The 24654-nt window shown below is 69.0% G+C and carries 27 protein-coding genes; 10 read left to right on the forward strand and 17 right to left on the reverse strand.

The annotated features are described in order from the left end of the window. Positions 1–16 precede the first annotated feature (16 nt). A complete protein-coding gene (locus KAH28_RS14130) occupies positions 17–883 on the forward strand; it encodes an NAD-dependent protein deacetylase (protein ID WP_290577652.1) in 867 nt (288 codons plus the stop codon). A gap of 30 nt (positions 884–913) precedes the next feature. Here KAH28_RS14130 and KAH28_RS14135 read toward each other — a convergent pair whose 3' ends face one another. Then, complete coding sequence (locus KAH28_RS14135) at positions 914–1366, reverse strand: GNAT family N-acetyltransferase (RefSeq protein WP_290577654.1); 453 nt, start codon at positions 1364–1366, stop codon at positions 914–916. Between the two features lie 111 nt (positions 1367–1477). Between KAH28_RS14135 and KAH28_RS14140 the strand changes: the two genes are divergently transcribed. Together KAH28_RS14140 and KAH28_RS14145 are read left to right on the forward strand one after the other, a co-directional pair. Further along, complete coding sequence (locus KAH28_RS14140; protein ID WP_290577656.1) at positions 1478–3163, forward strand: hypothetical protein; 1686 nt, start codon at positions 1478–1480, stop codon at positions 3161–3163. A 97-nt stretch (positions 3164–3260) separates the two neighbouring features. Further along, entirely contained in the window at positions 3261–3674 is a 414-nt protein-coding gene (locus tag KAH28_RS14145) for a nuclear transport factor 2 family protein (protein ID WP_290577658.1), read from the forward strand. A 12-nt stretch (positions 3675–3686) separates the two neighbouring features. On the opposite strand, the gene KAH28_RS14150 is transcribed toward KAH28_RS14145, so the two are convergent. Next, a complete protein-coding gene (locus tag KAH28_RS14150; RefSeq protein ID WP_290577660.1) occupies positions 3687–4010 on the reverse strand; it encodes a DUF2834 domain-containing protein in 324 nt (107 codons plus the stop codon). A 262-nt stretch (positions 4011–4272) separates the two neighbouring features. Here KAH28_RS14150 and KAH28_RS14155 point away from each other — a divergent pair, with 262 nt between their 5' ends. The 3 genes from KAH28_RS14155 (at position 4273) to KAH28_RS14165 (ending at position 7193) form a co-directional block, all read left to right on the forward strand. After that, entirely contained in the window at positions 4273–5565 is a 1293-nt protein-coding gene (locus tag KAH28_RS14155; protein ID WP_290577662.1) for an outer membrane protein transport protein, read from the forward strand. A gap of 139 nt (positions 5566–5704) precedes the next feature. Continuing rightward, on the forward strand, positions 5705–6280 hold the full coding sequence (locus KAH28_RS14160; protein ID WP_290577664.1) for a superoxide dismutase family protein: 576 nt from the start codon (positions 5705–5707) through the stop codon (positions 6278–6280). Positions 6281–6374: 94 nt separating this feature from the next. Then, positions 6375–7193 carry an NYN domain-containing protein gene (locus KAH28_RS14165; protein ID WP_290577666.1) on the forward strand — a complete coding sequence of 273 codons (819 nt, stop codon included), beginning with the start codon at positions 6375–6377 and terminating at the stop codon, positions 7191–7193. A gap of 6 nt (positions 7194–7199) precedes the next feature. On the opposite strand, the gene KAH28_RS14170 is transcribed toward KAH28_RS14165, so the two are convergent. Further along, a complete protein-coding gene (locus KAH28_RS14170; RefSeq protein ID WP_290577668.1) occupies positions 7200–7988 on the reverse strand; it encodes an SDR family oxidoreductase in 789 nt (262 codons plus the stop codon). A 127-nt stretch (positions 7989–8115) separates the two neighbouring features. On the opposite strand from KAH28_RS14170, the gene KAH28_RS14175 reads away from it, so the two are divergent. Further along, a complete protein-coding gene (locus tag KAH28_RS14175) occupies positions 8116–9021 on the forward strand; it encodes a LysR family transcriptional regulator (RefSeq protein ID WP_290577670.1) in 906 nt (301 codons plus the stop codon). Positions 9022–9034: 13 nt separating this feature from the next. Here the strand turns inward: KAH28_RS14175 and KAH28_RS14180 are convergent, their stop codons facing one another. From KAH28_RS14180 to KAH28_RS14195, 4 genes are all read right to left on the reverse strand, one after another. Beyond that, on the reverse strand, positions 9035–9526 hold the full coding sequence (locus tag KAH28_RS14180; protein ID WP_290577672.1) for a hypothetical protein: 492 nt from the start codon (positions 9524–9526) through the stop codon (positions 9035–9037). After that, positions 9523–10410 (reverse strand): metal-dependent hydrolase, encoded by an 888-nt coding sequence (locus KAH28_RS14185; protein WP_290577674.1) that lies wholly within the window; start codon positions 10408–10410, stop codon positions 9523–9525. Before KAH28_RS14185 ends, KAH28_RS14180 begins: the two co-directional genes overlap by 4 nt. Positions 10411–10447: 37 nt before the next feature. Further along, positions 10448–11104 (reverse strand): TetR/AcrR family transcriptional regulator, encoded by a 657-nt coding sequence (locus KAH28_RS14190; RefSeq protein WP_290577676.1) that lies wholly within the window; start codon positions 11102–11104, stop codon positions 10448–10450. 79 nt (positions 11105–11183) lie between these two features. Continuing rightward, the gene (locus KAH28_RS14195) at positions 11184–11708 is read right to left on the reverse strand and encodes a paraquat-inducible protein A (protein ID WP_290577678.1); all 525 of its coding nucleotides are present in this window, start codon (positions 11706–11708) and stop codon (positions 11184–11186) included. A 227-nt stretch (positions 11709–11935) separates the two neighbouring features. Here KAH28_RS14195 and KAH28_RS14200 point away from each other — a divergent pair, with 227 nt between their 5' ends. Then, the gene (locus KAH28_RS14200) at positions 11936–12421 is read left to right on the forward strand and encodes a hypothetical protein (protein ID WP_290577680.1); all 486 of its coding nucleotides are present in this window, start codon (positions 11936–11938) and stop codon (positions 12419–12421) included. On the opposite strand, the gene KAH28_RS14205 is transcribed toward KAH28_RS14200, so the two are convergent. The 3 genes from KAH28_RS14205 to KAH28_RS14215 form a co-directional block, all read right to left on the reverse strand. Beyond that, positions 12418–12876, reverse strand: coding sequence for a cupin domain-containing protein (locus KAH28_RS14205; RefSeq protein ID WP_290577682.1), 459 nt, complete (start codon positions 12874–12876; stop codon positions 12418–12420). The genes KAH28_RS14200 and KAH28_RS14205 overlap by 4 nt on opposite strands. A 190-nt stretch (positions 12877–13066) precedes the next feature. Continuing rightward, positions 13067–14545: a hypothetical protein gene (locus KAH28_RS14210; RefSeq protein WP_290577684.1), complete on the reverse strand. Its 1479-nt coding sequence runs from the start codon at positions 14543–14545 to the stop codon at positions 13067–13069. Between the two features lie 66 nt (positions 14546–14611). Next, positions 14612–17698 (reverse strand): TonB-dependent receptor, encoded by a 3087-nt coding sequence (locus tag KAH28_RS14215; RefSeq protein ID WP_290577686.1) that lies wholly within the window; start codon positions 17696–17698, stop codon positions 14612–14614. A gap of 474 nt (positions 17699–18172) precedes the next feature. On the opposite strand from KAH28_RS14215, the gene KAH28_RS14220 reads away from it, so the two are divergent. Next, positions 18173–19564 carry an alkaline phosphatase PhoX gene (locus tag KAH28_RS14220; protein ID WP_290577687.1) on the forward strand — a complete coding sequence of 464 codons (1392 nt, stop codon included), beginning with the start codon at positions 18173–18175 and terminating at the stop codon, positions 19562–19564. Between the two features lie 24 nt (positions 19565–19588). Here the strand turns inward: KAH28_RS14220 and KAH28_RS14225 are convergent, their stop codons facing one another. The 6 genes from KAH28_RS14225 to KAH28_RS14250 form a co-directional block, all read right to left on the reverse strand. Further along, a complete protein-coding gene (locus KAH28_RS14225) occupies positions 19589–20530 on the reverse strand; it encodes a DegV family protein (protein ID WP_290577688.1) in 942 nt (313 codons plus the stop codon). Between the two features lie 145 nt (positions 20531–20675). Further along, on the reverse strand, positions 20676–21056 hold the full coding sequence (locus KAH28_RS14230) for a hypothetical protein (RefSeq protein ID WP_290577689.1): 381 nt from the start codon (positions 21054–21056) through the stop codon (positions 20676–20678). A 43-nt stretch (positions 21057–21099) separates the two neighbouring features. Beyond that, the gene (locus KAH28_RS14235) at positions 21100–22398 is read right to left on the reverse strand and encodes a M1 family aminopeptidase (RefSeq protein ID WP_290577690.1); all 1299 of its coding nucleotides are present in this window, start codon (positions 22396–22398) and stop codon (positions 21100–21102) included. 23 nt (positions 22399–22421) lie between these two features. After that, positions 22422–22988 carry a TIGR00730 family Rossman fold protein gene (locus KAH28_RS14240; RefSeq protein ID WP_366918202.1) on the reverse strand — a complete coding sequence of 189 codons (567 nt, stop codon included), beginning with the start codon at positions 22986–22988 and terminating at the stop codon, positions 22422–22424. Positions 22989–23180: 192 nt separating this feature from the next. After that, positions 23181–23372 (reverse strand): hypothetical protein, encoded by a 192-nt coding sequence (locus tag KAH28_RS14245; protein ID WP_290577692.1) that lies wholly within the window; start codon positions 23370–23372, stop codon positions 23181–23183. After that, positions 23359–23574: a CsbD family protein gene (locus KAH28_RS14250; protein WP_290577693.1), complete on the reverse strand. Its 216-nt coding sequence runs from the start codon at positions 23572–23574 to the stop codon at positions 23359–23361. Before KAH28_RS14250 ends, KAH28_RS14245 begins: the two co-directional genes overlap by 14 nt. A 142-nt stretch (positions 23575–23716) precedes the next feature. On the opposite strand from KAH28_RS14250, the gene KAH28_RS14255 reads away from it, so the two are divergent. Continuing rightward, positions 23717–23881, forward strand: a complete 165-nt coding sequence (locus tag KAH28_RS14255; RefSeq protein ID WP_366918203.1) for a DUF1328 domain-containing protein — start codon at positions 23717–23719, stop codon at positions 23879–23881. 19 nt (positions 23882–23900) lie between these two features. Here KAH28_RS14255 and KAH28_RS14260 read toward each other — a convergent pair whose 3' ends face one another. Continuing rightward, positions 23901–24653, reverse strand: a complete 753-nt coding sequence (locus KAH28_RS14260) for a Crp/Fnr family transcriptional regulator (protein ID WP_290577695.1) — start codon at positions 24651–24653, stop codon at positions 23901–23903. Position 24654: the final 1 nt, after the last annotated feature.

Consider the following 24654-nt stretch of genomic DNA (forward strand, 5'->3'; position numbering starts at 1 on the left):
TGCGTAGGCTGCCGCCATGGATACACCGGCCGTGGCCGAGGTCACCGACTGCAGCGCGCGTCTCGCGGCGTGGCTTCGCCCGCATCGACGCCTCTTCGTGCTCACCGGTGCGGGCATTTCCACCGGCGCCGGCATCCCCGACTATCGCGACGGCGACGGCGGCTGGAAGCGTGCCCGCCCGATCACCTTCCAGCAGTTCCGCAGCGACGCCGGCGCGCGCCGGCGCTACTGGGCGCGCAGCCATGCCGGATGGCCGGTGGTCTCGCGGGCGAAGCCAACGGCCGCGCATCGCGCGCTCGCGGCGGCGGAGGCAGCCGGCCGCGTGCATGCGCTGGTGACACAGAATGTCGACGGGCTGCACGGGGCCGCGGGCCACCGGCGCGTGATCGACCTGCACGGCCGCATCGATCGGCTGATCTGCCTTGAATGCGCCGGCACCTGGCCGCGCGCCGAGCTGCAGGACTGGCTGGACCGGCGTTTCCCGCGCCCCGACGCGCGTTCCGCACCCGACGGCGACGCCGACCTCGAGAGTATCCCGCCCGGCTTCCGCATACCCGACTGTCCGCACTGCGGCGGCATGATCAAGCCGGACGTGGTCTTCTTCGGAGAGAACGTTCCCCGACCGCGCGTCGATGCGGCGATGGCGGCGCTGGCCGAGACCGATGCGCTGCTGGTGGTGGGCTCGTCGCTGATGGTGTGGTCGGGCTACCGCTTCGTCCGCGCCGCGCGCGAACTCGGCATGCCGTGCTGCGCGGTCAATCTCGGCCGCACGCGCGCCGACCCGCTGCTCGACCTGCGCATCGCCGCCGACTGCGACGCGGCGCTGGCCGGGTTCGCCGGTGGCGGGTCGACAGCGGCGGATTCCGTCACCCGCGGACGATGACGTCACGGTGGCGCGGCGCCATCGCCGGATTCAGGCCAGTGCCTTGCGCATGGCGAAGCGGCGCAGCGTCACGCCGCCGCGAACGGCGTGCTCCTCGGCCACCACCGCGAACCCCCGCTGCGCGAAGAAGGGCCGCGCCACCAGGCTGGCTTCGGTCCTGAGCACCGACACACCGGCGTCCGCGAGCGCCGCCTCGGCGCACGCGCAGAGGCGCGTCGCGACGCCGGAGCGCGCCGCCGCGGGGGCCACGAACAGCATGTCGATGTGGCCGTCGTCCTGGTACGCGATGAAGCCGCGCAGATCGCGGGACTCGGCGACGGCGACCAGCACCGTGCGACCGCGCAGGCGCTCGCGCCACTGCGCGAGGTCCGGCGAACGCGGCGCCCACGCGTGGCGCTGGGCGACATCGTAGTGGCCGGCGGCGAGCGCGTGTACGGCATCGGTGAACAGCCGCGCGACGGCGGAAAGCTCCGCTTCGCGCATGGCGCGGATCGATTCGGGCATCGGCTGGCGGGCCCGCTGACATCGGGACGCCATACTAGCGTCACACGTGCGCCGTAGCCTTTCGCGTCCCCGGTTCTACGTGCTGACGCCATGGCAGCTGACACGCTGGCGGACCGCGTGCGCGCGGTCGACCTGCTCTGGGCCTTCAAGCGGGCCTGCGACCGTCACATCAACGACGGCATGCCGATGGTGCATTTCCGGCTGCTGACCGGTGATGCCACCTATCGGCGATCGATGCTCGACCGCGCCCTGGAATTCGCCGACCCGGACATGCGCCGCATCGCGTCCGAGCTGAAGGCGATGGACGCGGCCGGTCGCATTCCCGACGACATCACCACGACGACTGCGGAGTTCCGCAGTGCCGCCTTCGGACACGGCCAGGCCACCGATGGCATAGGCGACGCCGCGACAACGGTCGGTTCGGAGCCACCGCGTGCGCCGCGGCACTCGCCGCTCGCGGCCGCGCGTCAGCGTCCGGCGACGATGGCTTCGATGGCGCTCGCCGCGCTGATGATCGCCGGGAGCCTTCTGCTCTACGGTCTGAGCGGCGACCGCGAGCACGTCGTCGACACGCGCATCACCACCGACACGGTATGGGAATCGGGCAACGCCTACATCCTTGCCGGGCAGACCTTCGTGGAGAACGGTGCCGAGCTCACCATCGAGCCCGGCGTCACCATCAAGGGCGACAGCGGATCGGCGCTGGTGATCACCCGCGACGCGCGCATCTTCGCTCGCGGCACCCGCGAGCGGCCCATCGTCTTCACCAGCGTGCATCCGCCCGGCACGCGCGCCGCCGGCGACTGGGGCGGACTGGTGCTGCTGGGCAACGCCCCGGTGAATCGCGCCGATGCACACGTCGAGGGCATCAGCGCGGATGACGCGCGCGGCGACTTCGGCGGCGACGCAGCCGACGACAGCTGCGGCGTGCTGGAGTTCGTGCGCGTCGAGTTCGCCGGCTTCGAGCTGGCGCGGAACGTGGAGCTCAACGGGTTGACGCTGGGGGGCTGCGGGTCGGCCACCATCGTCCGCCACGTGCAGGTGCACCGCGGTCTCGACGATGGCGTCGAGATCTTCGGCGGCAACGTCGACCTGTCGCACATCGTCATCACCGGTGCCGACGACGATGCCTTCGACTGGGACATGGGCTGGCAGGGCCGCGTGCAGTTCCTGCTGGTGCAGCTGCATCCGGATATCGGAGACAACGCATTCGAGGCCGACAACGACGGCGACGACCCCGACGCCGAACCGCGCTCCGAACCGCACTTCTCGAACGTGACGCTGCTCGCCAGCCGGCGCTCGCGCGCGCTGCATCGTGCCATGGTGATCCGCCGCGGCAGCGCCGGCCACTTCCGCAACGTGCTGATCTCGGGCTTCAACGGCGAGGCCATCGATCTGCGTGGCGCCGATGTCAGCCGTCTGGTGGCCGACCGGCGCCTGGACTTCGCCGGCATCGCGCTGCACGCCAGCGGGCCCACGCCGGACCGCCCGCTGCCGGCGGAGCGCGGCGCGGATGACGACGACGGCGGCTTCAGCGAGAACGACTTCATCCTCACGCAGCGGCGTGGCGGGCTGGTCGGCGCCAACGGCCTGACGCCGCGCGCGCTGGACCCGGTGCGACCGGTCTTCACCATGCAGTCCGAGGTTGCCGGCGTCATCCCGGCGCCGCTGCCCAAGGACGAGTTCTGGGACGAAGGCGCCACCTTCATCGGTGCCATGCTCCCGGGCGAAGCGGCGGACTGGACCCTGGGCTGGACCGCCTATCCGGAGCAATAGCCGCCCCGCGGTGGCACGCCGCGCCCGGGCGGACTAGGCTGCGGTACCGGGGCGGTTTGACCTCTGGTACGCCCCATCACGATCTCCGGAGGTCGCCGTGCATCCCTTTGCTGCCGCCTTCGCCGACGTCTGGTCGGCTCCCACGCCGGAGCGGCTGGTGGCGCTCCTGCATCCCGACGTCACGCTGCTGCAACCGCACCTTCCGCCCGTGCACGGCCGCGACGCCGCTCACGCGGAGCTGCAGCGCCTGCTGCGCTGGATGCCCGATCTGCACGGCGAGGTCGATCGGGCGTGCGGGAACGATGCGGTGGTGTTCATCGAGTGGCGCATGAAGCGCACCCGCAACACGCGCCCGGGCATCAGGGCGGTCGACCGGTTCCTGCTCGACGGCGATCTGGGGACCGAACGCCGCGTCTGGTTCGACCAGTTCGCCCTGCTCGCGGAGATGATGTGCGCACCGCACATCGTGCCCGGCTTCTTCCGCTACCGCTTCGGCCGCCGAGCGCGATAGCAGCGACCGGCGCTAGAGCGGGCGCTGGCGCATGCGGATGAGCAGATAGAGCGCGAAGCCGGTGGCCACGCCCGGCACCACCCCGAGTACCAGCGCGATCCAGCCATGGCGGACGCCGTTGGCGGTGGCGTCGTGCACCACCCATGCCGCCAGCACGCACCAGCACAGGATGACGTCGATCGCGTAGCCGGACGCAAAGGGATTCACGAAGCCGGCGGCGAAGGCGCCGATCACGTCCCCGGACGCGAACAGCGGCGGCACCACGACGATCACGAAGGCCATGGCGAAGGCGATCGCCAGCGCGATCAGGACGGCGCGGAACAGTGGCGGATGCATCGATGGGTCTCCTTGTCCGGCCTGGCCGGGATGGCGGCGATCGGGCGGGCTGCGGTCGCGCACGGCGCACGACGATCGCACGCGCAGACGGCGCTCGTGCAGACCCGCAATCGCTCTGTGCCGGGCGATGACGCTCCCGAGTGTGGCCGGCACCGGTTCTTCCCACCCCCTCGGAGGGGGACACGAGGTGTTTGTAGCAGTTAAATTGAACGCTGTACAACTTATTTCGGGCCCGAGCCCGAACCCATCGGGGGAGACCTGCATGACCCAGAAACGCCTTTGCCCGGCGCCGCTGCGCGCCCTCGCAGCCGTCCTCGCCGTCCTGTCGAGCACTGCCGCCCCGGCCTCCCTCGGCCCGTTCGAGCACGGCTACGGCATCCCGTCGATGGGCATGGCCGGGGTCGCCTACAGCTTCGCGCGCGATACCAGCGCGCTGGGCGCGAATCCGGCCCATGCCGGCACGCTCGGCAGCCGCGCGGACATCGGCATCTCGCTCATCGATCCGGACGCCAATGGCGAGATCACCGGCAATGCAGCCGGACCGGACTCGGTCCATCTGAGCAAGCCCGTGATTCTCCCGGTGCCGCAGCTCGGCACCGCATTCGACCTCGGCGAGCGCTGGTCCGCGGGCGCGACCTTCCAGAGCGCAGGAGTCGGCCCGGAATACCGCAGCAATCCCTTCCAGCGCTTCGGTGGCGGCCCCACCGCCCGACTGTCGCTGGGGCAGATCGGCCTGGTCGGCGTCCTGGCCTTCCGGCCCGCGCCGGGCCATCACGTCGGTGCATCGATCAGCGTCGGGTATCAGACGCTCGCGGTCGAAGGGCTCCAGGGCTTCACCGCGCCGGAAGGCTCGCCGGCGAACGCCTCCGTGGCCCCCGGGGCGGTGACCGACCGCGGTACCGACGGCGCCTTCGGCGCCAACGTCGCGGTGGGCTGGCACGGCCGGATCACCGACTGGCTGTCGGCCGGTGCGGCCTACCGGTCCCCGACCTGGACGCAGAAGCACGACCGCTACCGCGGCCTGCTGCCCGAGGGCGGCCGGCTGCAGCTGCCCGCCATCTACGGGGCGGGCATCGCGCTGCAGCCGCTGTCCTCGGTCACCATCGCGATCGACCTGCAGCGTTTCGTGTTCTCCGACCAGAAGGCCTTCGGCAACGGCATCGCCCGGCTCGTCGACGGCAACCGACTGGGCTCGGCGAACGGCCCCGGCTTCGGCTGGCGCGACGTCAACGCGCTGAAGATCGGCGTCGAATGGCGCGCCACGCAGCGGCTCGCGCTGCGCGCGGGCTACATCGATTCGCGCCAGCCGGTGCGCGCCGGCGATACGCTCTTCGCCTTCCTGGGACCGGTGATGTCCACCACCCACTACACCGCCGGCGCGAGCTACCGCTTCGGGCCCTGGACGGTGAGCGGCTACTGGACCTACGTGCCCCACGAGACCATCCGTGGCGAGGATTCGATCCCCGTGCAACTCGGTGGCGGTGAAGCCGACGTGGGCTATCACGCCAAGCAGGCGGGGCTGTCGCTAGGGAGACGGTTCGGCGGCAGCCGCTAGGGCGGACACGGGCACGCCGACGCGACCGGGGCGCTAAGTCGTCGTTCAGAGGCGGGCGCGCACGGTGGACATGCCGAGCGGGTCGCGGGTGCGCCATCGACGGCGCTCCCGGCCCGCGTCACCCGACACGGAGAACATCATGTCCAGAATCATCGCGATCTCCCTGCTCTCGCTCGGCCTGACCGGGCTCGCGGCGTGCAGCCCCGACACCGGCGAGCCACCGCCCGAACAGGCGCAGAGCGCATCGGCGCCGTCCGACGGAAAGTCGGCGCAGGCGGCGCTGTCCGCCACCCGGGGCCACGAGGCGAGCGGCTCGGTCCGCTTCGAGGGCGAGCAGGACGGCCTGATCCGCGTATCCGGCACGATCACCGGCCTCGCGCCCGGCGAGCACGGCTTCCACATCCACCGGAAAGGCGATTGCTCGGCACCGGACGCCACCTCGGCGGGCGGGCACTTCAATCCCACCGACGAGCGGCACGGCGGACCGCGTGAAGCCGACCACCACGTCGGCGACCTCGGCAACATCCGCGCCGATGCCGACGGCCGCGCCACCGTCGATGTGGTGGTCCCCCACCTGCAGCTGCACGGGGAGCGGTCGATCATCGGCCGCGCGGTGATCGTGCACGCTGATGCCGATGACCTGGAAAGCCAGCCCAGTGGCGATGCCGGCGCCCGCGTGGCCTGCGGCACCATCGAGCAGGGCGCCGGCGCCTGACCCGGGCGACGCGGCCGTGCCGGCCGGCAGCGCCGGCGCGGCCTGACGGGCCGGAGAGCGGTACTCTGGGTGCGGTTCCCGGAGGAGAAGCCCGATGCACGAGACGACCCGGACGTACAACATGGCCGTGTTCTGCGACTTCGAGAACATCGCGCTGGGCGTGACCGAGGCCAAGTACGCCGCCTTCGACATCCGTCGCGTGCTCGAGCGCCTGCTGCTGCGCGGCAACGTGGTGGTCAAGAAGGCCTACTGCGACTGGGCGCGCTACAAGGAGTTCAAGCCCGCCATGCACGAGGCGTCCTTCGAGCTCATCGAGATCCCGCACACGCGCCAGGCGGGCAAGAACTCCGCCGACATCCGCATGGTCGTCGACGCCCTGGACCTCTGCTACACCAAGGGACATGTCGACACCTTCGTCGTCGTCTCGGGCGACTCGGACTTCTCGCCGCTGGTGAGCAAGCTGCGCGAGAACAACAAGCTGGTGATCGGCGTCGGCGTCAAGAACTCGACCTCCGATCTGCTGATCTCCAACTGCGACGAGTTCATCTTCTACGACGACCTGGTGCGCGACTCCGAGAAGCCCGCGCGCCGCAAGCGCCGCACAGCGACCAAGTCGGCGGCCAGGAAGTCGGCCGCAACCAAGGCGGCCGACAATCGCGAGCAGGAGGCGCTCGACCTGGTGCTGGAGACGGTCGAGGACCTGTTCCGCGAGCGCACCGGCGAGGACAAGGTGTGGGGCTCGATGGTCAAGCAGGCGCTGAAGCGACGGAACCCGGGATTCAACGAGAGCTACCACGGCTTCCGCAGCTTCAGCCAGCTGCTGGAGGCGGCGCAGGCGAAGAAGCTCATCGCCATGCGGCACGACGAGAAGTCGGGCGGCTACATCATCGAGAGCTACAACGCCGACGACTGACCGCGCTCAGGCGATGGTGTCGACCACGCCACCATCCACGCGCAACGCGGCGCCGGTGGTCGCCGATGCCTGCTCGGATGCCGCGTAGACGATCATGTTGGCGACCTCCTCGACGGTCGCGGCGCGCCCGATGATCGAGCTCGGCCGCTCGCGCCGCACGAAGTCAGCCGCCACCGCCGCGATGTCCTGCCCGGCGTCGTCGCCACCCAGCATTGCCTGGACGCCTTCGGACAGCGTCGGTCCCGGCAGGACCGCGTTGACCGTGACCCCGGTGCCGGCCAACCGCTTCGCCAGACCGCGCGATACCGACAGGTTGGCGGTCTTGGTGACGCCGTAGTGGATCATGTCGGCCGGGATGTTGAGGGCCGACTCCGAGGAAATGAACAGGACCCGGCCCCAGCCGCGCGCCACCATCGCCGGCGCGTGGGCGCGCGCCAGCCGGACGCCCGACAGCACGTTGGTATCGAGGAACTGCTGCCAGTCGCTGTCCGGCGTCTCGAAGAAGTCCTTCGGACCGAAGATGCCGGCGTTGTTGACCAGGATGTCGACCGCGGGCTCGGCGTCGACCAGGGCGGCGCAGCCCTCGGCCGTGCCGACATCGGCTACGGCGCCGCGCGCCTCGGCGCCCGGAACGGCTGCCTGCAGACGCGTCAGCGCTGCGTCCACGCGCGCGGCGTCGCGTCCGTTGAGGATCACGGCAGCACCAGCGCCCGCCAGGGCGGTCGCCGTTGCGAAGCCGATGCCGCCGGTCGAGCCGGTGACGAGGGCCGTGTGTCCCTTCAGACTGATTTCCATGACTGCGCACCCGCATGCAAATGGATGCACACCGTAATATTGCAACCGTTCGCGATAAACAGCGTTTCGGTCAATCATTCATTGCGCAATTTGCAATAATTGCTGAAATGCCAGCCATCACCCGCGCGTGACCGACCGCCTGGTCGACATGGAAACACTCGCCGCCATCGCCGCGACCGGCAGCATGGCCGCTGCCGGGCACCGGCTCGGCGTGTCCCCGGCGGTGGTCAGCCGACGACTGGCGCGGCTGGAGAAGCGTCTGGGCACGCGGCTGGTGCAGCGCACGACGCGCAGCATCGCCCTGACCGATGCAGGCGCCGCCTTCCGGGCGCACTGCGCACGCATACTCGCCGAGATCGACGATGCCGAGACCGAGGTGGCGCGCGGCAGCGCCACGGCGTCGGGTACCTTGCGCATGACCTCCACGGTGGCCTTCGGGCGCCGACTCGCGCCGCTGCTGCATCGTTTCCAGGCGATGCATCCGGGCTTGCGCATCCAGCTCCACACCAGCGACGCGCTGGTCCATCTGGTGGATGACGGGTTCGATCTTGCAGTGCGCTTCGGGGCGCTGCCCGATTCGACACTCATCGCCCGCCAGCTGGCACCGAACCGGCGCGTGATCTGCGCATCTCCGGCCTATCTGTCGCGCCGCGGGCGGCCGCGGACGCCTGCCGATCTGGCGGCTCACGATTGCATCCGCACGGGCTATCCACCGACCTCGGAGTGGCGCTTCGCCGACGGCACGGTGGTGCCGGTAGCGGGCGCCCTGGCGAGCAGCGACGGCGAGACCGCGCACCTGTGGGCTCTGCAGGGGGCTGGCCTGGTGCAGAAGTCGATCTGGGACGTGCACGAGGATCTCGCCGCCGGGCGCCTGGAGACGGTCCTCGCGGCGCATCCGCTACCGGCCGTCGCGATCCACGCGGTCTACCCGCACCGCCGCCATTCCCCCGCGCGTCTGCGACTGTGCGTGGCCTACCTGGAAACGGAGCTGTCGCGCGCGGCCCGCGGTCTGGGGCTGGACGCCAGCGCCTGAGACGCTATCCCCGTCAGGAAGCTGCGCCCGCCCCGGGCCGCAGGCAGCGCCACGCGATGGCGGCGGTGATCACCATGATCAGCAGGACACCGACGTAGAACAGGAAGAACGCCGTCGTGTTCGTCCACGGGCCGCCGAAGGCCAGGCCGCGGCTGTCCGGGAAGAGCGGATCGAGGCTCGACGCCACCACGAAGGTCCACGCCACCACGATCAGACCATAGCCGACGCCGCGCAGGGCTTTCAGGCCCAGCGGCAGCATGGGCAGTATGGCCGCTGCCAGCCACAGGCCGAAGCCGTTGACGATGGCTTCCATGTGCGCCATGCGCCACGCGTCGTAGGTACCGGGCATCTGGTAGTCGATCGCGCCCGGAAGCGGCCAGAGCTCGAGCCTGCCGATGAGGAAGAACAGGAAGCCGAAGCCGATCACGCCGCCGACGAACAGCAGCAGCGCGCCGTGACCGATCAGGTGGCGGCGGATGCCGTCCAGTGCATCGCCATCCGTCACGATGCGGCCCGCTGAACGGTGGACCGGAATGGAATGGGCATGTCCGGATCGGCGGTGTCGACCAGCGGCACGCCGCTGCCACCCTCGGCGCGGTAGGCAGCCAGCCAGGCCGTCACCCAGGCGGGATCGGGCGTCTTGCGCGGATCGTGGCCGGGCAGCGCGGCGTGCAGCAGCGCCGGCAGCACGCTGCGCGCCATCCAGGCGAAACGCACCAGCAGGCGCCAGCGCGGGCGCCACCCGGTACGACCGCTCTCGCGCATCTGCATCATGCAGCCGCGCATCCCGTAGTAGAGCACGTGCAACGAACCGTGGAAGACACCGATCATCCGGCGCCAGTATCGACCGTGCAGGGCCTGGTAGACATCGAAGGCGACGAGCTTGTGCTCGGTCTCCTCGACCATGTGCCAGAGCACCATCGACACCACGCGGCTGTCGGCCCCGGCGGACAGCCGGACGCGATCCTCGATGAGCCATCGCGACAGGCCGATGGTCATCGCCTCGAAGCCTGCGGAATAGGCCATGCGCACCGGCAGCGAGCGCTGCTGCAGCCGCGCGTAGGAGCGCTCCATCTCGTCCTCGACCTCGGCGAGGCGCGGGCAGCCCTTGGCCTTGATGATGTCGTTGAAGCGACGGTGCGCGCGGAAGTGCTGCCCCTCCTGCCCCATGAAGGCCTCCGCCTCGGCGCGCAGCGCGGGGTCGGTGATGCGGGCTGCCGCCTCGCGCATGGTGCGGATGAGGTACGGCTCGAGGTACGGCATGGTCAGCGACAGACCGTTGAGCAGCGCGCTCAACTCCGGATCGCGCGGATTCCAGTCGGCCGACATGTCGGACGGATAGTCGAAGGGAATGCGGCGGACTTCGGGACAGGCGTGCGGTGCGTTCATGATCTCCTCCTGCCGCTCTCGGGCGGCGTCTCGTCGGCTACGTCATGCGGTAACGGGGTGCGTCCACGGCATCCTGGTCGGCACGGCGTTCGAGCCCGGCCAGGAAGGTCGCGATCATCTCGGGGATCAGGGCCTCCAGCGAACGGCCCATGACGAACTGGCCGGCGACCTGCAGCGAGACCATGCCGTGCGCGCTCGCCCAGAACAGATGCGCCGCGGTCAGCGGGTCGACCGACAGACGCAGGACACCGGCTTCCTGCGCCGCTGCAACCACGCGGGTACAGACATCCAGCGCGTCGCGCTTGGCGGCGACCAGCTCCAGCGAGCGCGGCTCCCGCGAGAGCTCGTCGTTCCGGAAGAACATCAGCGCGTAACGGCTCGGCTTGTCGATGCCGGCGCGCACATAGGCCCCGGCCAGGGCTTCCAGCTTGCGCATGGGGTCGGGCGCCCGCTCGACCGCATCCATCAGGATGCCCTCCATCCAGCGGAAGACACGCGCGCGCAGCGCCGTCAGCAGCGCCTCCTTGCTGGCGAAGTAGCGGTACGGCGTGGCGTAGCTGAAGCCCAGACGCGCGGCGATATTGCGGAAGCTCAGCGCCGCCACGCCGCCGTCGTCGTGCAGTTCCATGGCTGCATCGAGGATGGCGTTGCGCCGGGTGGCGACTTCTTCGTCCGAATAGGGAGTGCGTGGCATGGATACAGTTAACGCTATTAATTTAATGCTGTCAAATTAATGCGCGATCCGGCATCCCGTGCGGTCCGCGGAAGCCTTCTCAGGCGGCCGCGGCGAGCGCCCGACGGTTGGCGTCACGCAGGAGGGCAGAGGTCCAGGTGGAACCCACCAGCGTCGCGATGACGCAGGCGCCGAAGGCATAGATGCCGCTGTGAATGGTCACCTTGGCGAGGGCACCGAGCTGGACCGTGGTCACCAGCGTGGCCACCACGAAGACATCCAGCATCGACCAGCGACCGATGCGGTCGACGAAATCGACCAGCGGCGCGAAGACACCCGGGCGACGCGGCAGTATCAGGATCGCGCTCAGCAGGATCATCTTGAGCACCGGCAGACAGAGACTGAACCCGCCCACCACGACGAACAGGAAGTACTGCTGGTTCTGCCAGAAGCCGCGGACGCCGTTGAGGATCGAGTACGTCTTCTCGACGACCACGAACTTCTCCAGCGTCAGCGTCGGCGTGGTGATGCCGTAGGCGAACGCGCAGGCGGCGGCGGCCAGCAGCAGAAGGATGGGCACGCTCTGGAATGGGCGCTCCGCGATGAGGGCACGTGGCTCGGGCATGATGGTCCTGGTCGGCGATTCCGGGGTGCTTGCATCGCGGCCGGCGGGACATCAATCTTGCCCGACGCCCCTTTCCATACAGCGCGATGCCTGCACTGCGGTCTGCCGCCACGAACGCACTGCCGAGAGCGGCCGGCAAGCACTATCGCACTGCCGGGCGACTCCGCGCTGAACGGGCCGGCCGTACCGCGCACCGCGGACGTGCGCCCGCCGGCGTGCCGTGTGCGGTGCTGGTGGCCGTCCTGCTCACCGCCTGCATCGGCCCCAAGCCGGTGGGCTACGTCCGTGCCGACGCGGACCCGGTTCGATCATTCGACCGCAGCGGCTCGGTGGCCGTGATCCCGCGGGTCATCGGCGATACCGCGGAGGCGCGCGCCTGCGAGACCATCGACACGCTCCTCGGCGAGGCCGGCATCGCCACCACGGTGTCCGACCGCTTCGACTACGTCCTGCAGGTGGAACACCGCACGCTGGAGGGCGATCCGGACAGCACCGATGCGGACCGCAGGGGCCGATGGCGCGTCTATCTGCTGCGCATGTGGGCGCGTGAACCGGATCGCGAGCAGCTGCCCATGATCTGGAGCGGCGCGGTCACCGGCGACGCCGGAGATGTCGCCGCCCACGAGCGGCACCTGCTGGAAGCGCTGATCGCGCGCATCGGCACGAGCACCGACGAGGCCATCGTGCCCGTGGAGGCAGACGCGGACCACTAGCGCGCGATGCGCGCAATGGCCGAATGCTCGACCAGGTTCCACTCCCCGCTGTTGCGGTACAGGCGCTTGCCGAGACGCGGGTAGTCGACCACATCGTGCTCGAGCCGCTGCCCGATCACCAGGCAGACCAGCGGTGCGTCGCCCTCGGCGTGCATGTCGTGCGCGGCACCGCCGGCCGGACAGCCGATGAAGTCCCCCGGCCCGATCGCCACCACGTCGTCGCCGACGGTCGCCGTTCCCCGGCCGGACAGCACGTAGATGGCCTCCTCCTCGCAGCGATGCACGTGAAGCTCGGTGGAGGCGTCGCCCGGCTGCACGGTGATGAGGTGGATGCCGAGGCCGCGCAGACCAGCCGCATCGCCCAGCGAGCGGTTGTCGCGGATAGCCCGCTCGTTGAGGAAGTGAACCTTGTGCTGCACGGCGAGTGCCGCGATGTCGCTGGCGGACAGATGCATGGGAGCCCCGGGGATGAATGGGAACGGCAGCCTGCGCACTCGCGCGACGGCGCAATGCGCAGTGTTGCGCGCCGACGCGCGCTTCGCCAGCCGTGCACGCATCGCGAGGCCCAACGAGAACGGCGGCCCGAAGGCCGCCGTCCGCGTACAACAGAATGCTGGATCCATCCGCCGAGGCGGATCGCCCGGCTTACGGCACCGTGCCTTCCAGCGTCCAGCCCTGCCACCAGGCCTCGGTGGCGTCCGGATCGACCGCGCCGAGGTAGTTGGTCGGCGTGAAGAACGACGGGTCGGCGACGCTCTCCTCGTAGTTGTCGACGCTGTACTGCCCCCAGTTGATGGTCTCGGCCAGACGCGCTTCCGCGGCCTGCGAGCCGTAGAGGGCGTTCAGCGCGGCATCCACCTGGAAGACGTTCTCGGTGCTGAGCGCGGGCTCCGAGGTGCCGATCTGGTCCTTGTTCGGGCCGGCGATCTCGAAGTTCGTGCAGTCGGCAATGAACTGATCGAAGACCAGCGACGAGTTGCGGTTGTCGCGCGCATCGTCCTCGACGCCGACGCAGTTCTCGGGGCCGCCGGCGAGGTTCGAAAGAACCGTGCCGTGGAAGAAGCCGCCCGTGCCTTCCTTCATGCGGAAGGACGCGTACTCGGGGTCGCCGGCGCACACGATGGTCGCGTTCGCGATGGTCGGCTTGGACTCCGGCGGCACCGGGTTGCCGAAGGTATCGGCCTCGATGCAATGGTCGCCGTTCTCGGAATCCTGGATGAGCAGCATGAACTGGATATTGCCCTGGTAGCCCTCGTCCCAGTCGAGCGAATCGTCCTGGTTCGCGGTCAGCACGACGTACTTGGCGTCGACGGTACCGCCGTAGAACTCGATGCCGTCGTCGGTATTCCCGTGCACCTGGATGTACTCGAGCGTGGTGCCCGAGCCGACCGCGTTGAAGGAGATGCCGTTGATCTCGTCACCATCGTCGTTGATGATCTCGCCGCCCTCGGCAAGCACGACGTAGCGCAGGATGCCGCTGCTGTCATCGGGATTGTCGCCGCCGATGAAGCCCGCATTGCCCTCGCCGTCGACGTTGCAGAAGTCGCCTTCGCAAGCGTTGTGCGGCGCGAAGCCGGAGAGGATCAGACCGCCCCACTCCTGGTTGCCTTCGAAGTCATCGTCCTCGGACGAGAAGACGATCGGCGCGTCGGCGGTACCGTCGGCGATGATGCGCGAGCCGCGGGTGATGACGAGGTTGGAGAAGAGGTCCGGCGAGAACGCATCGGCGCCGACCAGGTGGGTGCCCGGCTCGATCGTCATCGTCACGTTCAGCAGGTCCTGGCCATTGGCGAGCTGCGTCTCGCTCGCGAGCTCGCGATCACCGTTGCCGACGGTGACGCGACCGTCGATGCGCCAGATGATGTCGCTGGTCAGGGTCACGTCGCTGACGATGTTGGCGTTGAGCTCGCACACGTCGGTGCCGTCGGCCGTCTGCGGACGTGCGTCGGAGAACTCCGGCGGGCAGTTCTGCGAGATGTCGCCGTTGCCGCCGTTGCCGTTGTCCGGATTGCTGGTATCGCCCTCGACCACGATCGAGGTCTCGTCGCCTTCGGTGCAACCGTACAGTCCGCCCAAAGCGCCTACAGCGACGGTGCTAATAAGCAACAGGTTTGAGACTTTCATAACAACTCCGTAGGTTTCATTAAATGACTGCGTAGAACGCTTCGACTCGCAGGCGACAGCAGTGGGCTAGAAGTTCCAATCGAGGCCCGCTTCAAGCGTCACGCCTTGCCTGTACTCCTGATACACACGGCCGCCTTGAGTGAACTGGACGACCTCGTCCAAAAGATTCCCCGCCTTCGCCTTGAGCGTCAGGGAGTCGCTGAGGAACCACTTGTAGTTCAGGTCCAGGGCCAGGCGCGGCTCCTCGACCACGTCGGCCTGCCCCTGCACACCGACGTCGACGATCGTCTCGCCCGACTGATTCAGGAGCGCGGTGACCTCGTGACGCGTGCTGCCGGTGAAGTCGTCGTAGCCCACCACCAGGTTGAAGGTGTACTCCGGCTGCCCCTGCAGACGACGGGTCTCGCCACCACCGAGCTCGACCTCGGAGTCGATGAGGCTGGTGTTCAGCGCCACGAACATGCTGCGGGTGGCGGCTTCGTTGAACGCGAAGTCCTTGCGCCCGTCGAGCTCGATGCCGTACAGCTCCGCTTCCTCGCCGTTCTCGAAGGTGCGCGAGTTGCTGGCGGTACCCGATGCGGCGAGCAGCACGCGCTCGATGGGGTTGTCGATGGTCTTCTGGAAGAGCGCCACGCTTACGGTTTCGGTGTCGTTCCAGTACATCTCCCAGCGCAGGTCCAGGTTGGTGACATCCGAAACCTTGAGCAGCGGGTTGCCGCGAACGCGGAAGTTGAACTGATCGTCCACGAAGGCCGAGTTCGCGGTCTCCTTGAAGTCCGGCCGCGACACCGTCCGACTGGCGGCAAAGCGGACCTGCTGGCGATCACTGATTTCATAGTTCAGCGCCAGGCTGGGAAGGACCGCGCCCTCGTCGATCTTCGACTGCACGGGACCGCCGCCGCCGAAGACGCTGAAGGTGTCGGTGACCTGCTGATAATCCTCGTAGCGCAGGCCGATGATGGCCTGGTAGGCCGAGGCGAAGCGCTGCGAGAACGAGGCATACACGCTGTTCAGATCGAGCTCGGCCTCGTAGCTCTGGCTCGGCGAGGTCAGATTGGAGAACGCGAGCCCGGTACCCGGATTGCCGGTGATGTTGTCCATGTTGACGACATCGCTGACCAGCAGATTCGGGGCGTTCGAGTCGAAAGCGCTCTCGTTCCCGCTGAAGCCGTACGACTCCGAGTCGGCATCGCGTTCGCGATGGATGAACTGCACACCGAAGTCGACGGTGGCGTCGCCGAGGGCGTTGTCGAACAGATATTCCAGATCCGCCGACGCGTCCAGATTGTCGTCGGACAGCTCTTCGTAGGTGCGGCTGAGGTTCGCGATCAGCAGGTCGTAGACGCCGTCCTCGCCCTCGAGGTCGAACCGGACCTCGCGGCGATCGGGCGCATAGCGCCGCGCATTGCTGGCAGTGACCTGCCAGTCGGCCGCGAGACCGCTGATGCCGCCGATGAAATGCTCGCCGGAGAACTGCTGCGAGATGAACTGGCGCTCCTCCCAGTCGATGGAATAGCGAACCGACTCGGCGCCGGAGTCACCACCGGTGCCCTCCGAGACACGGACCGTCGATTCGGTGGCGCGGGAGAGCAGCGTCGTCGCCTGATAGCTGCTGTCTCCGACATTCAGGCCCATGGACAGCAGGCCGCTTGCATCGACCGTGTTGGACGATTCCTCGAAGGTGAAGTTGTCGAAGACGAAGCCCTCGCCGCCGCCGCGATAGGTGCGGCTTATGCCGGACTCCTTCTGGCCCCAGCCGTTGCGGTAGTTGGCGGCCGCGAAGAACCCGAGCTCATTGCCGCCGACCTGATAGACGTCGCCGTAGTTGGCCCCCAGCGACACCTTGGGGGTGGCGGTCGCGGTGTCCAGCTCGAGATCGTTCATGAGCTGCACGGCGCCGACCCGGTTGAGCTCCCGCCGCTGACCGGTGGTGAGCTCGGTTTCGCACGGCTCGCAGCTGAGCAGGGCGGCGATGGCCCTGACCCCGCCCGGGACGGCGCGCGAACCGTCGTCGAAGCCGAACAGGTCAAAGCTGCCGTCGGACGGATCGGCCGCGACATCGTCGCCGGTCAGCCCGGAGGTGTACCCGAGGCTCAGCGAGAGCTTCCCGGCCGCATCGTCAGGGAAGGTACGCGTGTTGATGACCAGGTTGCCGCCGGTGCTCTCGCCGGGCATCCCCGCGAGGAAGGTCTTCTTGACGTCGAGCTGCTTGACGATGTTGCTGGGGAACAGATCCAGCGGCACCTCGCGCTTGGTCGGATCCGTGCTGGGCAGCGTTGCGCCGTTGAGCGTGGTGGTCACGTACCGGCCACCCAGGCCGCGGATGAAGACGAAGCGGTTGTCCTGGACGGTGACGCTGGGGACGCGGACCACCGAAGCGGCGACGTCCGAATCGCCGAAGCGCGACAGCTGCTCCAGGCTGATGGTCTCCAGCACGTTGGCCGAGAACTGCTCGCTCTCGCCGAAGGCGGTGGGCTGGAACTTGGCGACCGCGACCACTTCCTCGATCTCGCCGGGCAGGCTCGGGCCACCGGCGGTGCCGGTGCCACCGAGGCGCACGTTCTCGGTCTTCTCGATGTCGCTGACCACGCGCACGGTCTCGGTGACCGCCTCCGGCATGTCGGGATGCGTGATCTCGAACTGGTAGACGCCGCGCGCCAGCTCGAGCTGATAGCGGCCGCCCGGATCGGTCTGGGCCGTTGCGTCGGTGCCCAGCACGCGCACCTGCGCGCCGCTCAATGTCTCGCCGTCGCGCGTGATGCGCCCGGAGATGGCGCCCTTCGGCGCCTGCGAACGATCGCGTGCGGTCTCGGTCTTGAAGTAGGTCTCCACCGAGACCTGCGGGTCGGCATCATCGGAGAGCGCGACGTTGATGTCGACGAGCTGCCCCTGCGCGGAGGTGAACTGGAAGGTATGGAGCGTGGCGCCGCCCTTGGTCAGCGAGATGCTGTGCTGACCGGCGGAAAGGTCGAAATCGACGGCGCCGGTCTCGTCGATGGGACGGCGCTTGCCGCCATCCAGCACGACGATGGTCCCGGTCGCCGGCAGGCCGTTGCTGAAGGCATAGATGACCAGCTCGTCGTCGGCGCCGGCGATGGCGGCGTAGCACGCGAGAACGGCTGCAGCGACACTTTTCAGACCTAACCGGCGCATTATGACCTCGTTTCAGGCTGCAATTGACGGTTCGAGCGCGTGCCGTTCAGGCGTGCGCCCGGACGAAATCCGGTGGGGGTGGGAAGGCCTTCGGGCTGCCGGTGCCGCACAAGGTGACGGCGGCGCGCGGTGCCTCGGCGCAGCACGGTCACGCGACTCGCTCATCCGACGTCCGCATCGGGAACGTCCTTGTCATGTGAGCTCCGGTCTGGAATCCCCGACCCCCGGAAAACGAGCGCGAGGCTACAGCCCGGTGATGACACTTTGATGCCGCTCGTGTGACAGCCCGGTTACAGATCCGGCGCGCGCCTTTCGGGGCGGCGCCGACGGAATGCGCGCTGCCGGACGCCGGCGAGGGAGCACGCGGTTCGATCACTCTCCGCGCCTCGGGCTGCGGGTCGCGGTGACGCGCCGACGGAGGCAATATGCGTGCGGTTCCCGGCAACATCCCGCCCTTCGCGAACGAGCACCCGCATGCATCCGCTACTCCGCACCATCGAGGCGCAAGGCCTCCCGCGCCGCGCCTTCCTCCGCAACCTGCTGCTCACCGCCGGCAGCATCTCGGCGGCCAGCGCCCTGACCGCGTGCGGCAGCGACGGACCGCGCGGCAACGGGGTCGCGCGCAGCCGGTTCGCGGACATCGGCCCGCTGCAGGCGCCGGACGAGAACGGGGTGTCGCTGCCGGCCGGGTTCACGTCGCGCGTGGTGGCGGTGGCGGGCGAGCAGCCCCTGCCTGCCAGCTCGCCGTTCGAGTGGATCCGCGACCCCGACGGCGCCGGCGTCTTCGCGCTGCCGGACGGCGGCTGGATCTACATCGCCAACTCGGAGGTGCGCGACGCCACCAGCGGCGGGCTGGTCCAGCCCCTGCAACCGATCGTCTCGCGCGAGAACGTGGCCGCGCTGGGCACCGGGCTGCGCGGCGGCGTGGGCGCGCTGCGCTTCGCCGCGGACGGTACCCTGGTCGATGCCTACCGGGTGCTGGAGAACACCACGACCAACTGCTCCGGTGTGGCCACGCCCTGGGGCACCTGGCTGAGCGGCGAGGAGATCACCGACGGCTACGTGTTCGAGTGCGACCCCCTGGGTGGCAATGTCGCCGGCCGGCGACTCGACATCTTCGGCCGCAAGGGCCACGAGCAGTTCGCCATCGACGTCGACCACCGCACGATCTATCACACCGAGGACTTCGGCGGCGACGACCGCTTCTACCGCAATGTCTTCAGCGAGGCCGACTGGCCGCGCGGGCAGCGGCCGCAGCTCGAGGACGGGGTGCTGCAGGTACTGGTCGTCGAGGGCGGCATCGCGGCGGCGCGCCAGGGCCCGGCTCCGATCCGCTGGGTCGACGCGGTCAACGACGGCCGCCCCCAGCGCCAGGTCTACAGTGACGAGACCACGGTGTTCGCCGGCAACGAGGGCTGCTGGTTCCTCGACGGATTCGTGTTCTTCTCCACCAAGAGCGACGACAACATCTGGGCCATCGACACCGTCGGGCAGACCGTCGAGAGCATCTACTCGCCGCAGGCGCAGCCGGACGGCTCGCCGGTCGATCCGGACGAACCCGCCCTGTTCGGAGTAGACAACCTGCTGATGACCGACGACGGCGACATCGTCTGCGTCGAGGACGGCGGCGACATGCGCGCCATGGTGCTGATGCCGGACGGCGTCACCATCCCGCTGCTGCGCCTGCCGGACAACACCGTGCGCGGATCGGAGGTATCGGGTCCGGCGTTCTCCCCGGACGGTCGCCGCTTCTACTGCTCGTCGATGCGATGCGGGCGCAACGGCGGCCGCGGGACCGGCATCACCTACGAGATCACCATGCCCTTCGCGGTGCGGGTCAGCCCGCCGATGGCCGGCATCAGCTGATCACCGGGGGGCCCGGCGGGTTGGTCACGCCTCGAATTCGTGCTCCTCGTCGGCGAGCGCGAGGCCCAGCGCGCCGTCCCCGACATTGGCTGCGCCCGACATGCTCATCATGGCGCTGAGCAGCGCGACGCCGTTCGCCTCGCATGCTTCGGAGAGATGCGCGTAGCCGGGCAACGCTCGCAGCTCGTCGAGGTCGCCCGCGTAGCAGACGGTCACGAAGGGCTCCAGCAGCCCCTTCTCCACGCGCGCCGCCGCGTAGCGGAACAGACGCTCGGCGCCCTCCTCGAAGTGCCGCAGCTTGGCGCAGGCCCAGGTCTCGTTGCGATAGCCCTTGACCAGCGGCTTGATGTCCAGGGCATTGCCGATGGTGGCGCCCAGCCAGCTCACCGAGCGATCGCCGCGGGCACGGGCCCGCATGCGCAGATGATGCAGGTCGCGCGGCAGCATGTAGCCGTGCACCTGCGGGATCAGCGCATGCATGCGATCGCGCACCGCCATGAAGCCGTGACCGTCGGCGATGGCCTGCGCCGCGACCGCGGCCACCAGCGCCTCCGCCGCGAACGCGTTCTGGCTGTCCACCACGCGCGTCGCGAAGGGTGCGGAGATGCCGGCTTCGCGGCGCGGCAGCTTGTAGCGCGAGATGACTTCGTTGACGGCCGCCTGCGCATTCTCGTGGATGGGGCTGCGACTGCTGGCTATGGTCACGCAGAAGACGTAGTCGAACTCCAGCACCAGCCGCGACAGGAACAGCTCCAGGATCTGCTCGCGCGAGCACGGCACGGTGTGCGCGTCGTGGCGCGACGCCAGATGCTCGCGAAAGAAGTTGCCGGTGGTTTCGTCATCCCGGTTGTCGACGAACGCGCGGCCGTCGACCTGCACGATGATGGGCATCACGACGATGCCGTGCTGCTCGATGAAGTCGTGCGGCAGATCGCACGACGAATCCACGACCAGGCCGATCCGCATGGTGTCTCCCTCCCTCGCATGTGCTGCTGAATGACGGCCGGCGGATATGCCGACGGCCGTCATCGCGCGCCGCTTGTGTCGCGGCGTCGTCGATTATTGACATTTGTCACTCTACCAGCCCGCGCGGGCCGGGGCTACTGCGGCGTCACTCCGGCTGCCGGCCGCTCCGCAGCCATGTCAGCCACACCAGCGCGAATCCGAGGTCGCCCAGCGCCGCGAGCGCGACGGGGACCGGCGCCTGCCCGCTCAAAGCCAGCACCCCCGACAGCCCGAAGGCCGCGAGCTTGCCGATGGCACCCAGCGCCAGCAGGGCGCGATCGATGGTCGTGCTGACGGCCAGCCACAGGTAGGCGCCGCCGAACAGGGCGATGAACATCGCCGTCAGCGCCGCATACAGCGGCGGCACGTCGGCGGGCAGCCCGTAGAGCTGCCCCAGCCAGCTGCCCGGCAGCAGCACGATGGCCGCAGCCAGCAGATTGAAGGGACATGCCAGCCAAAGGCTCGCTCTCAGAACGCGTTCGGACATTGCCGTTTCCCCCTTGTCGGCAGTGGGGTCGTGTCGCCGGGCATCAGCACCCGGCGTCGGGAATCGCGGGGCAGGTGCGCTGGTGCAGCCAGCCGTCGGCCTGCTGCCGGATCACGGCCGCCTCGGACGGGAAGCGGGCCGCCAGCGCATCGACCAGGTCGGCCATGCGCGCCGCCGAGCCGACACGCGCCGCATGGAAGTCGGCCAAAGCGTCGTCGAGGGGCTCCGCTCCCACCACGGCAGCGACCTCGCGCAGGAACCAGGCGCCCTTCATGTAGGGCACGCGCGACCAGATCGGGTGATCGAGAATGGCGATGCCGTTGCAGCCTTCCGGGCGGGCGACCGTGTTGCGCGCATCGTCGGTGCAGATGCGCCGCAGGCTGCATGCGTACTCCGGCCACAGATCCACGCCCTGCGCACCGAGCGCCCGCGCCGCCATGTAGCTGGCGGTGCCCTCGGAGAGCACGAAGTCCTCCCAGCAGGCCATGCGCACGCCGTTGCCGTACCAGCCGTGCGCGGCTTCGTGGGCGTGCACGGCGGGGTCGGACAGCGACGCCGCGGCCACGTGCCAGAACGGATGGTGCTCCATGCCGCCGAAGGCGTTGCCGCCCCATGCCACCGACACCGACCCGACTTCGTCGCCGTAGGGATAGGGGCCGTACCGCGTCTCGTAGAACTGCACGACCGCCGGAAGGTGCGCGGCCCCGGCCAGCGCGTCCTCGGCCTGACCGGGCAGGTACCAGACGGAAACGCGCGTACCGGCCCCGGTGGCACCCAGATCCAGCCGGGTGTAGTCGCCGCGTGCGATCGCCGGAACGTAGCCCGGCGCGGGTGCCGGGATGCTGGCGGGATGTATCACCGTCTCCGCCGGAGCGCCACCGCTCACTTCCATCGAGAAGGTCTGTCCGTCCGCGGGGTCCGGACGGCACGGATACAGGTTGGCGCAGAAATCGGGCCACAGGAAGCTGTGTCCCGCCGCGGCGTTCCAGCCGTCGAGGGCATCGCTGGTCGCGAAGCGATACGCGATGGTGATGTCGGTAGCGCCATCGGTGTCGGGCATGCCGATATCGAGCCGACCGTCGACCACCCGGTACGGCAACGGTCCGCCGCGCCAGCGCACACCGTCGACGCTCAGACCGTCCGCGGCCAGCGACAGGCCGCCGGAGTCGGAATCGGCAGCCGTGACCACCGCGCGCCCGGTCAGCGCCGCCAGATCGAGATCGAGATGGCTGTGCGTCACCGCGCGCGACCAGTCGGTACGCGGCTCCGCGGGCGGCGGCGCCGCCTCGCCACCGTTGCCGCCGCAGGCGACCAGAACCGGCACCAGCAGGATTCCCGGCACGGCTGCGCACCCGGCACGCCGTTTCAGGTCCACTTCTGCGCCCCCGGCGCGCGGTATCGCGCGAGCGCTGCCAGCAGCGCCTCGGCGTCGTCCGCCACCTGCAGCATGGCGCGGTGATGCGGGCGCACGAACTGCTCGGCCTCGGCATGGTCGAGGAAGGCGAGCAGATGGTCGAAGTAGCCGCGGACATTGAGCACGCCGCACGGCTTGCGATGCAGATCGAGCTGCGCCCAGGTCAGCATCTCGAACAGCTCCTCGATGGTGCCCAGTCCGCCGGGCAGGGCGACGAAGGCATCGGACAGCTCCGCCATCAGCGCCTTGCGTTCGTGCATCGAGGCAACCACGCGCAGGTCCGACAGCTGCTGATGCGCGACCTCGTGCCGCACGAGGTGCTCGGGGATGATGCCCACCACGGAGCCCCCCTCGGCCAGCACCACATCGGCGAGCGCGCCCATGATCCCGACACTGGCGCCGCCGTATACCAGCCGGATGCCGCGTTCGGCGATGACACTGCCCAGCGCGCGCACGGCGTGAAGATAGTCGGGATGATTCCCGCGGCTGGAGCCGCAGTAGACGCAGAGCGTTCGAATGCCGGACATGCGGTGCGCAGGTGGAGATCGGAACCCGGCGCCCAGCATACCGACCGCACCCGATCACGGCGTAGCGGAGGCGGCCGGCTTCCGTGCCCCGAATGCAGTGCGCCCCGCACCGGGACGGTCCCGATGCGGGGCGCATCCGCGCCCGAACGTAACGGACGCGACCGGACGGCCTGCGTCGATGCGTCAGCCGTCGGTGGCTTCCTCCATCTCGTCACCGGCTTCTTCGGCCGCTTCGTCGATGGACTCGCCCATCTCCTCGGCCGGCCCCTGATCCTCGCAACCGGCGAGGCAGAAGACCGATCCGCCGGCGAGCAGCAGCGCGATGGCGACCATGCGCAGGTCCGTGGTGTCGCGTGCCTTCTCAAGCTGCGTCATTGTTCTTAACCCCCTCGACGATACGGTTGAACTTCTCGGAAACGGCTTCGCGCGTCTCGCCGTACTTCTGCTGGATCTTGGCCTTGAGCTCGTCCACGTTGCTTTCGGCGAGACGGATCTCGTCGTCGGTGAGCTCGGCCCATTCCTGCTTGAGACGCGCGACGAGTTCGTCACGCTTGCCTTCGAGCTGATCCCGATTCATGGCACCTCCTTCTGGGTGTGTGCGGGAAATGTCGAGAACACAGCCTGCACACTATGGCCGCGGAAAGCTTTAACCCAGGTTAATGCCGTTCGCCGCGCTCCTGTCCAGCATGGAACGACCATTCACGGATCCGGAGATGACCATGCTCGCATGGGCCCTGCTGTTCCTGATCGTCGGCCTCGTGGCCGGCATGTTCGGCCTCACCGGCATTGCCGGCACCGCCACCCACATCGCGTGGATCCTGTTCGTCATTGGCATCGTCATGGCGGTGGTCTTCGCGGTGATCGGGCGCCGACCACCCGTATAGCGGAGCGGCGACCGGCGCGTCAGTCGTCGGCCAGTTCCTCGCAGCCCTCGGCCCGGCTCTGCCGCGCCCAGGTGACGTTGCGCTCGAGATAGGTGGGGTTGAACCCCGCGAAGTCGACCAGAGCCGACAGGTCGAGGATGCGCACGCGGCTGCCGGCCTTGGCGATCAGGCCGCGGTCGCTGAGCGCGCGCAGGGTGCGGCTGACATGCACGGTGGACAGGCCGAGCGTGTCGCCGATGATGGTCTGGTTCATGTGCAGCTCGAAGCTGGCCGCGTTCGGCGCCACGCGGGTCTTCATCTCGACCAGGAAGTGCGCCAGCCGCTCCTCCGCCGAGCGACGGCCGAGGTTGATGACCCGCTCCAGCAGGATCGACTGCTCGCGGGCCAGCGTCAGCATGAAGAGATCCGCCAGCCGGGGTGCACGATCGAAGACCTCGGTGAGGCGCTCCTTCGGGAACGGGCAGGCCTTGATGTCGGTCAGCGCCACGAAGTCGGAGAGCGCGTGGTCGTAGCCGATCTCGCGCAGCCCCATGACCTGTCCGGGCAGAAAGACGTCGAGCACCTGGCGTTCGCCGTCGGCGAGGCAGCGGCTGGCACAGGCCCACCCCTCTGTGAGCGTGAAGAAGGATCCCGACGAGTCGCCGATGCTGCGCAGCGAATCGCCCGCCGCGAAGGGCCGGGCATCGCGCTCCAGCGTCCTGAGCAGATCGATCTCCGCGCGGGTGAGTTCGGCGAAGTCCTGGAAGTGCTTGATGATGCAACTCTGTGTCATT

Origin of the sequence: Algiphilus sp. (assembly GCF_023145115.1) — a bacterium.
Taxonomy (GTDB): domain Bacteria; phylum Pseudomonadota; class Gammaproteobacteria; order Nevskiales; family Nevskiaceae; genus Algiphilus.

Excerpts from the sequence above, each read along its gene's own strand:
- KAH28_RS14135 (WP_290577654.1), bottom strand. The coding sequence starts at position 1,366 with ATGCGCGAAGCGGAGCTTTCCGCCGTCGCGCGGCTGTTCACCGATGCC.
- KAH28_RS14195 (WP_290577678.1), bottom strand. The coding sequence starts at position 11,708 with ATGCCCGAGCCACGTGCCCTCATCGCGGAGCGCCCATTCCAGAGCGTG.
- KAH28_RS14225 (WP_290577688.1), bottom strand. The coding sequence starts at position 20,530 with ATGCGGATCGGCCTGGTCGTGGATTCGTCGTGCGATCTGCCGCACGAC.
- KAH28_RS14190 (WP_290577676.1), bottom strand. The coding sequence starts at position 11,104 with ATGCCACGCACTCCCTATTCGGACGAAGAAGTCGCCACCCGGCGCAAC.
- KAH28_RS14260 (WP_290577695.1), bottom strand. The coding sequence starts at position 24,653 with ATGACACAGAGTTGCATCATCAAGCACTTCCAGGACTTCGCCGAACTC.
- KAH28_RS14255 (WP_366918203.1), top strand. The coding sequence starts at position 23,717 with ATGCTCGCATGGGCCCTGCTGTTCCTGATCGTCGGCCTCGTGGCCGGC.
- KAH28_RS14165 (WP_290577666.1), top strand. The coding sequence starts at position 6,375 with ATGCACGAGACGACCCGGACGTACAACATGGCCGTGTTCTGCGACTTC.
- KAH28_RS14205 (WP_290577682.1), bottom strand. The coding sequence starts at position 12,876 with ATGCATCTGTCCGCCAGCGACATCGCGGCACTCGCCGTGCAGCACAAG.
- KAH28_RS14160 (WP_290577664.1), top strand. The coding sequence starts at position 5,705 with ATGTCCAGAATCATCGCGATCTCCCTGCTCTCGCTCGGCCTGACCGGG.
- KAH28_RS14140 (WP_290577656.1), top strand. The coding sequence starts at position 1,478 with ATGGCAGCTGACACGCTGGCGGACCGCGTGCGCGCGGTCGACCTGCTC.
- KAH28_RS14150 (WP_290577660.1), bottom strand. The coding sequence starts at position 4,010 with ATGCATCCGCCACTGTTCCGCGCCGTCCTGATCGCGCTGGCGATCGCC.
- KAH28_RS14170 (WP_290577668.1), bottom strand. The coding sequence starts at position 7,988 with ATGGAAATCAGTCTGAAGGGACACACGGCCCTCGTCACCGGCTCGACC.
- KAH28_RS14130 (WP_290577652.1), top strand. The coding sequence starts at position 17 with ATGGATACACCGGCCGTGGCCGAGGTCACCGACTGCAGCGCGCGTCTC.
- KAH28_RS14220 (WP_290577687.1), top strand. The coding sequence starts at position 18,173 with ATGCATCCGCTACTCCGCACCATCGAGGCGCAAGGCCTCCCGCGCCGC.
- KAH28_RS14245 (WP_290577692.1), bottom strand. The coding sequence starts at position 23,372 with ATGACGCAGCTTGAGAAGGCACGCGACACCACGGACCTGCGCATGGTC.
- KAH28_RS14185 (WP_290577674.1), bottom strand. The coding sequence starts at position 10,410 with ATGAACGCACCGCACGCCTGTCCCGAAGTCCGCCGCATTCCCTTCGAC.
- KAH28_RS14230 (WP_290577689.1), bottom strand. The coding sequence starts at position 21,056 with ATGTCCGAACGCGTTCTGAGAGCGAGCCTTTGGCTGGCATGTCCCTTC.
- KAH28_RS14155 (WP_290577662.1), top strand. The coding sequence starts at position 4,273 with ATGACCCAGAAACGCCTTTGCCCGGCGCCGCTGCGCGCCCTCGCAGCC.
- KAH28_RS14250 (WP_290577693.1), bottom strand. The coding sequence starts at position 23,574 with ATGAATCGGGATCAGCTCGAAGGCAAGCGTGACGAACTCGTCGCGCGT.
- KAH28_RS14215 (WP_290577686.1), bottom strand. The coding sequence starts at position 17,698 with ATGCGCCGGTTAGGTCTGAAAAGTGTCGCTGCAGCCGTTCTCGCGTGC.
- KAH28_RS14210 (WP_290577684.1), bottom strand. The coding sequence starts at position 14,545 with ATGAAAGTCTCAAACCTGTTGCTTATTAGCACCGTCGCTGTAGGCGCT.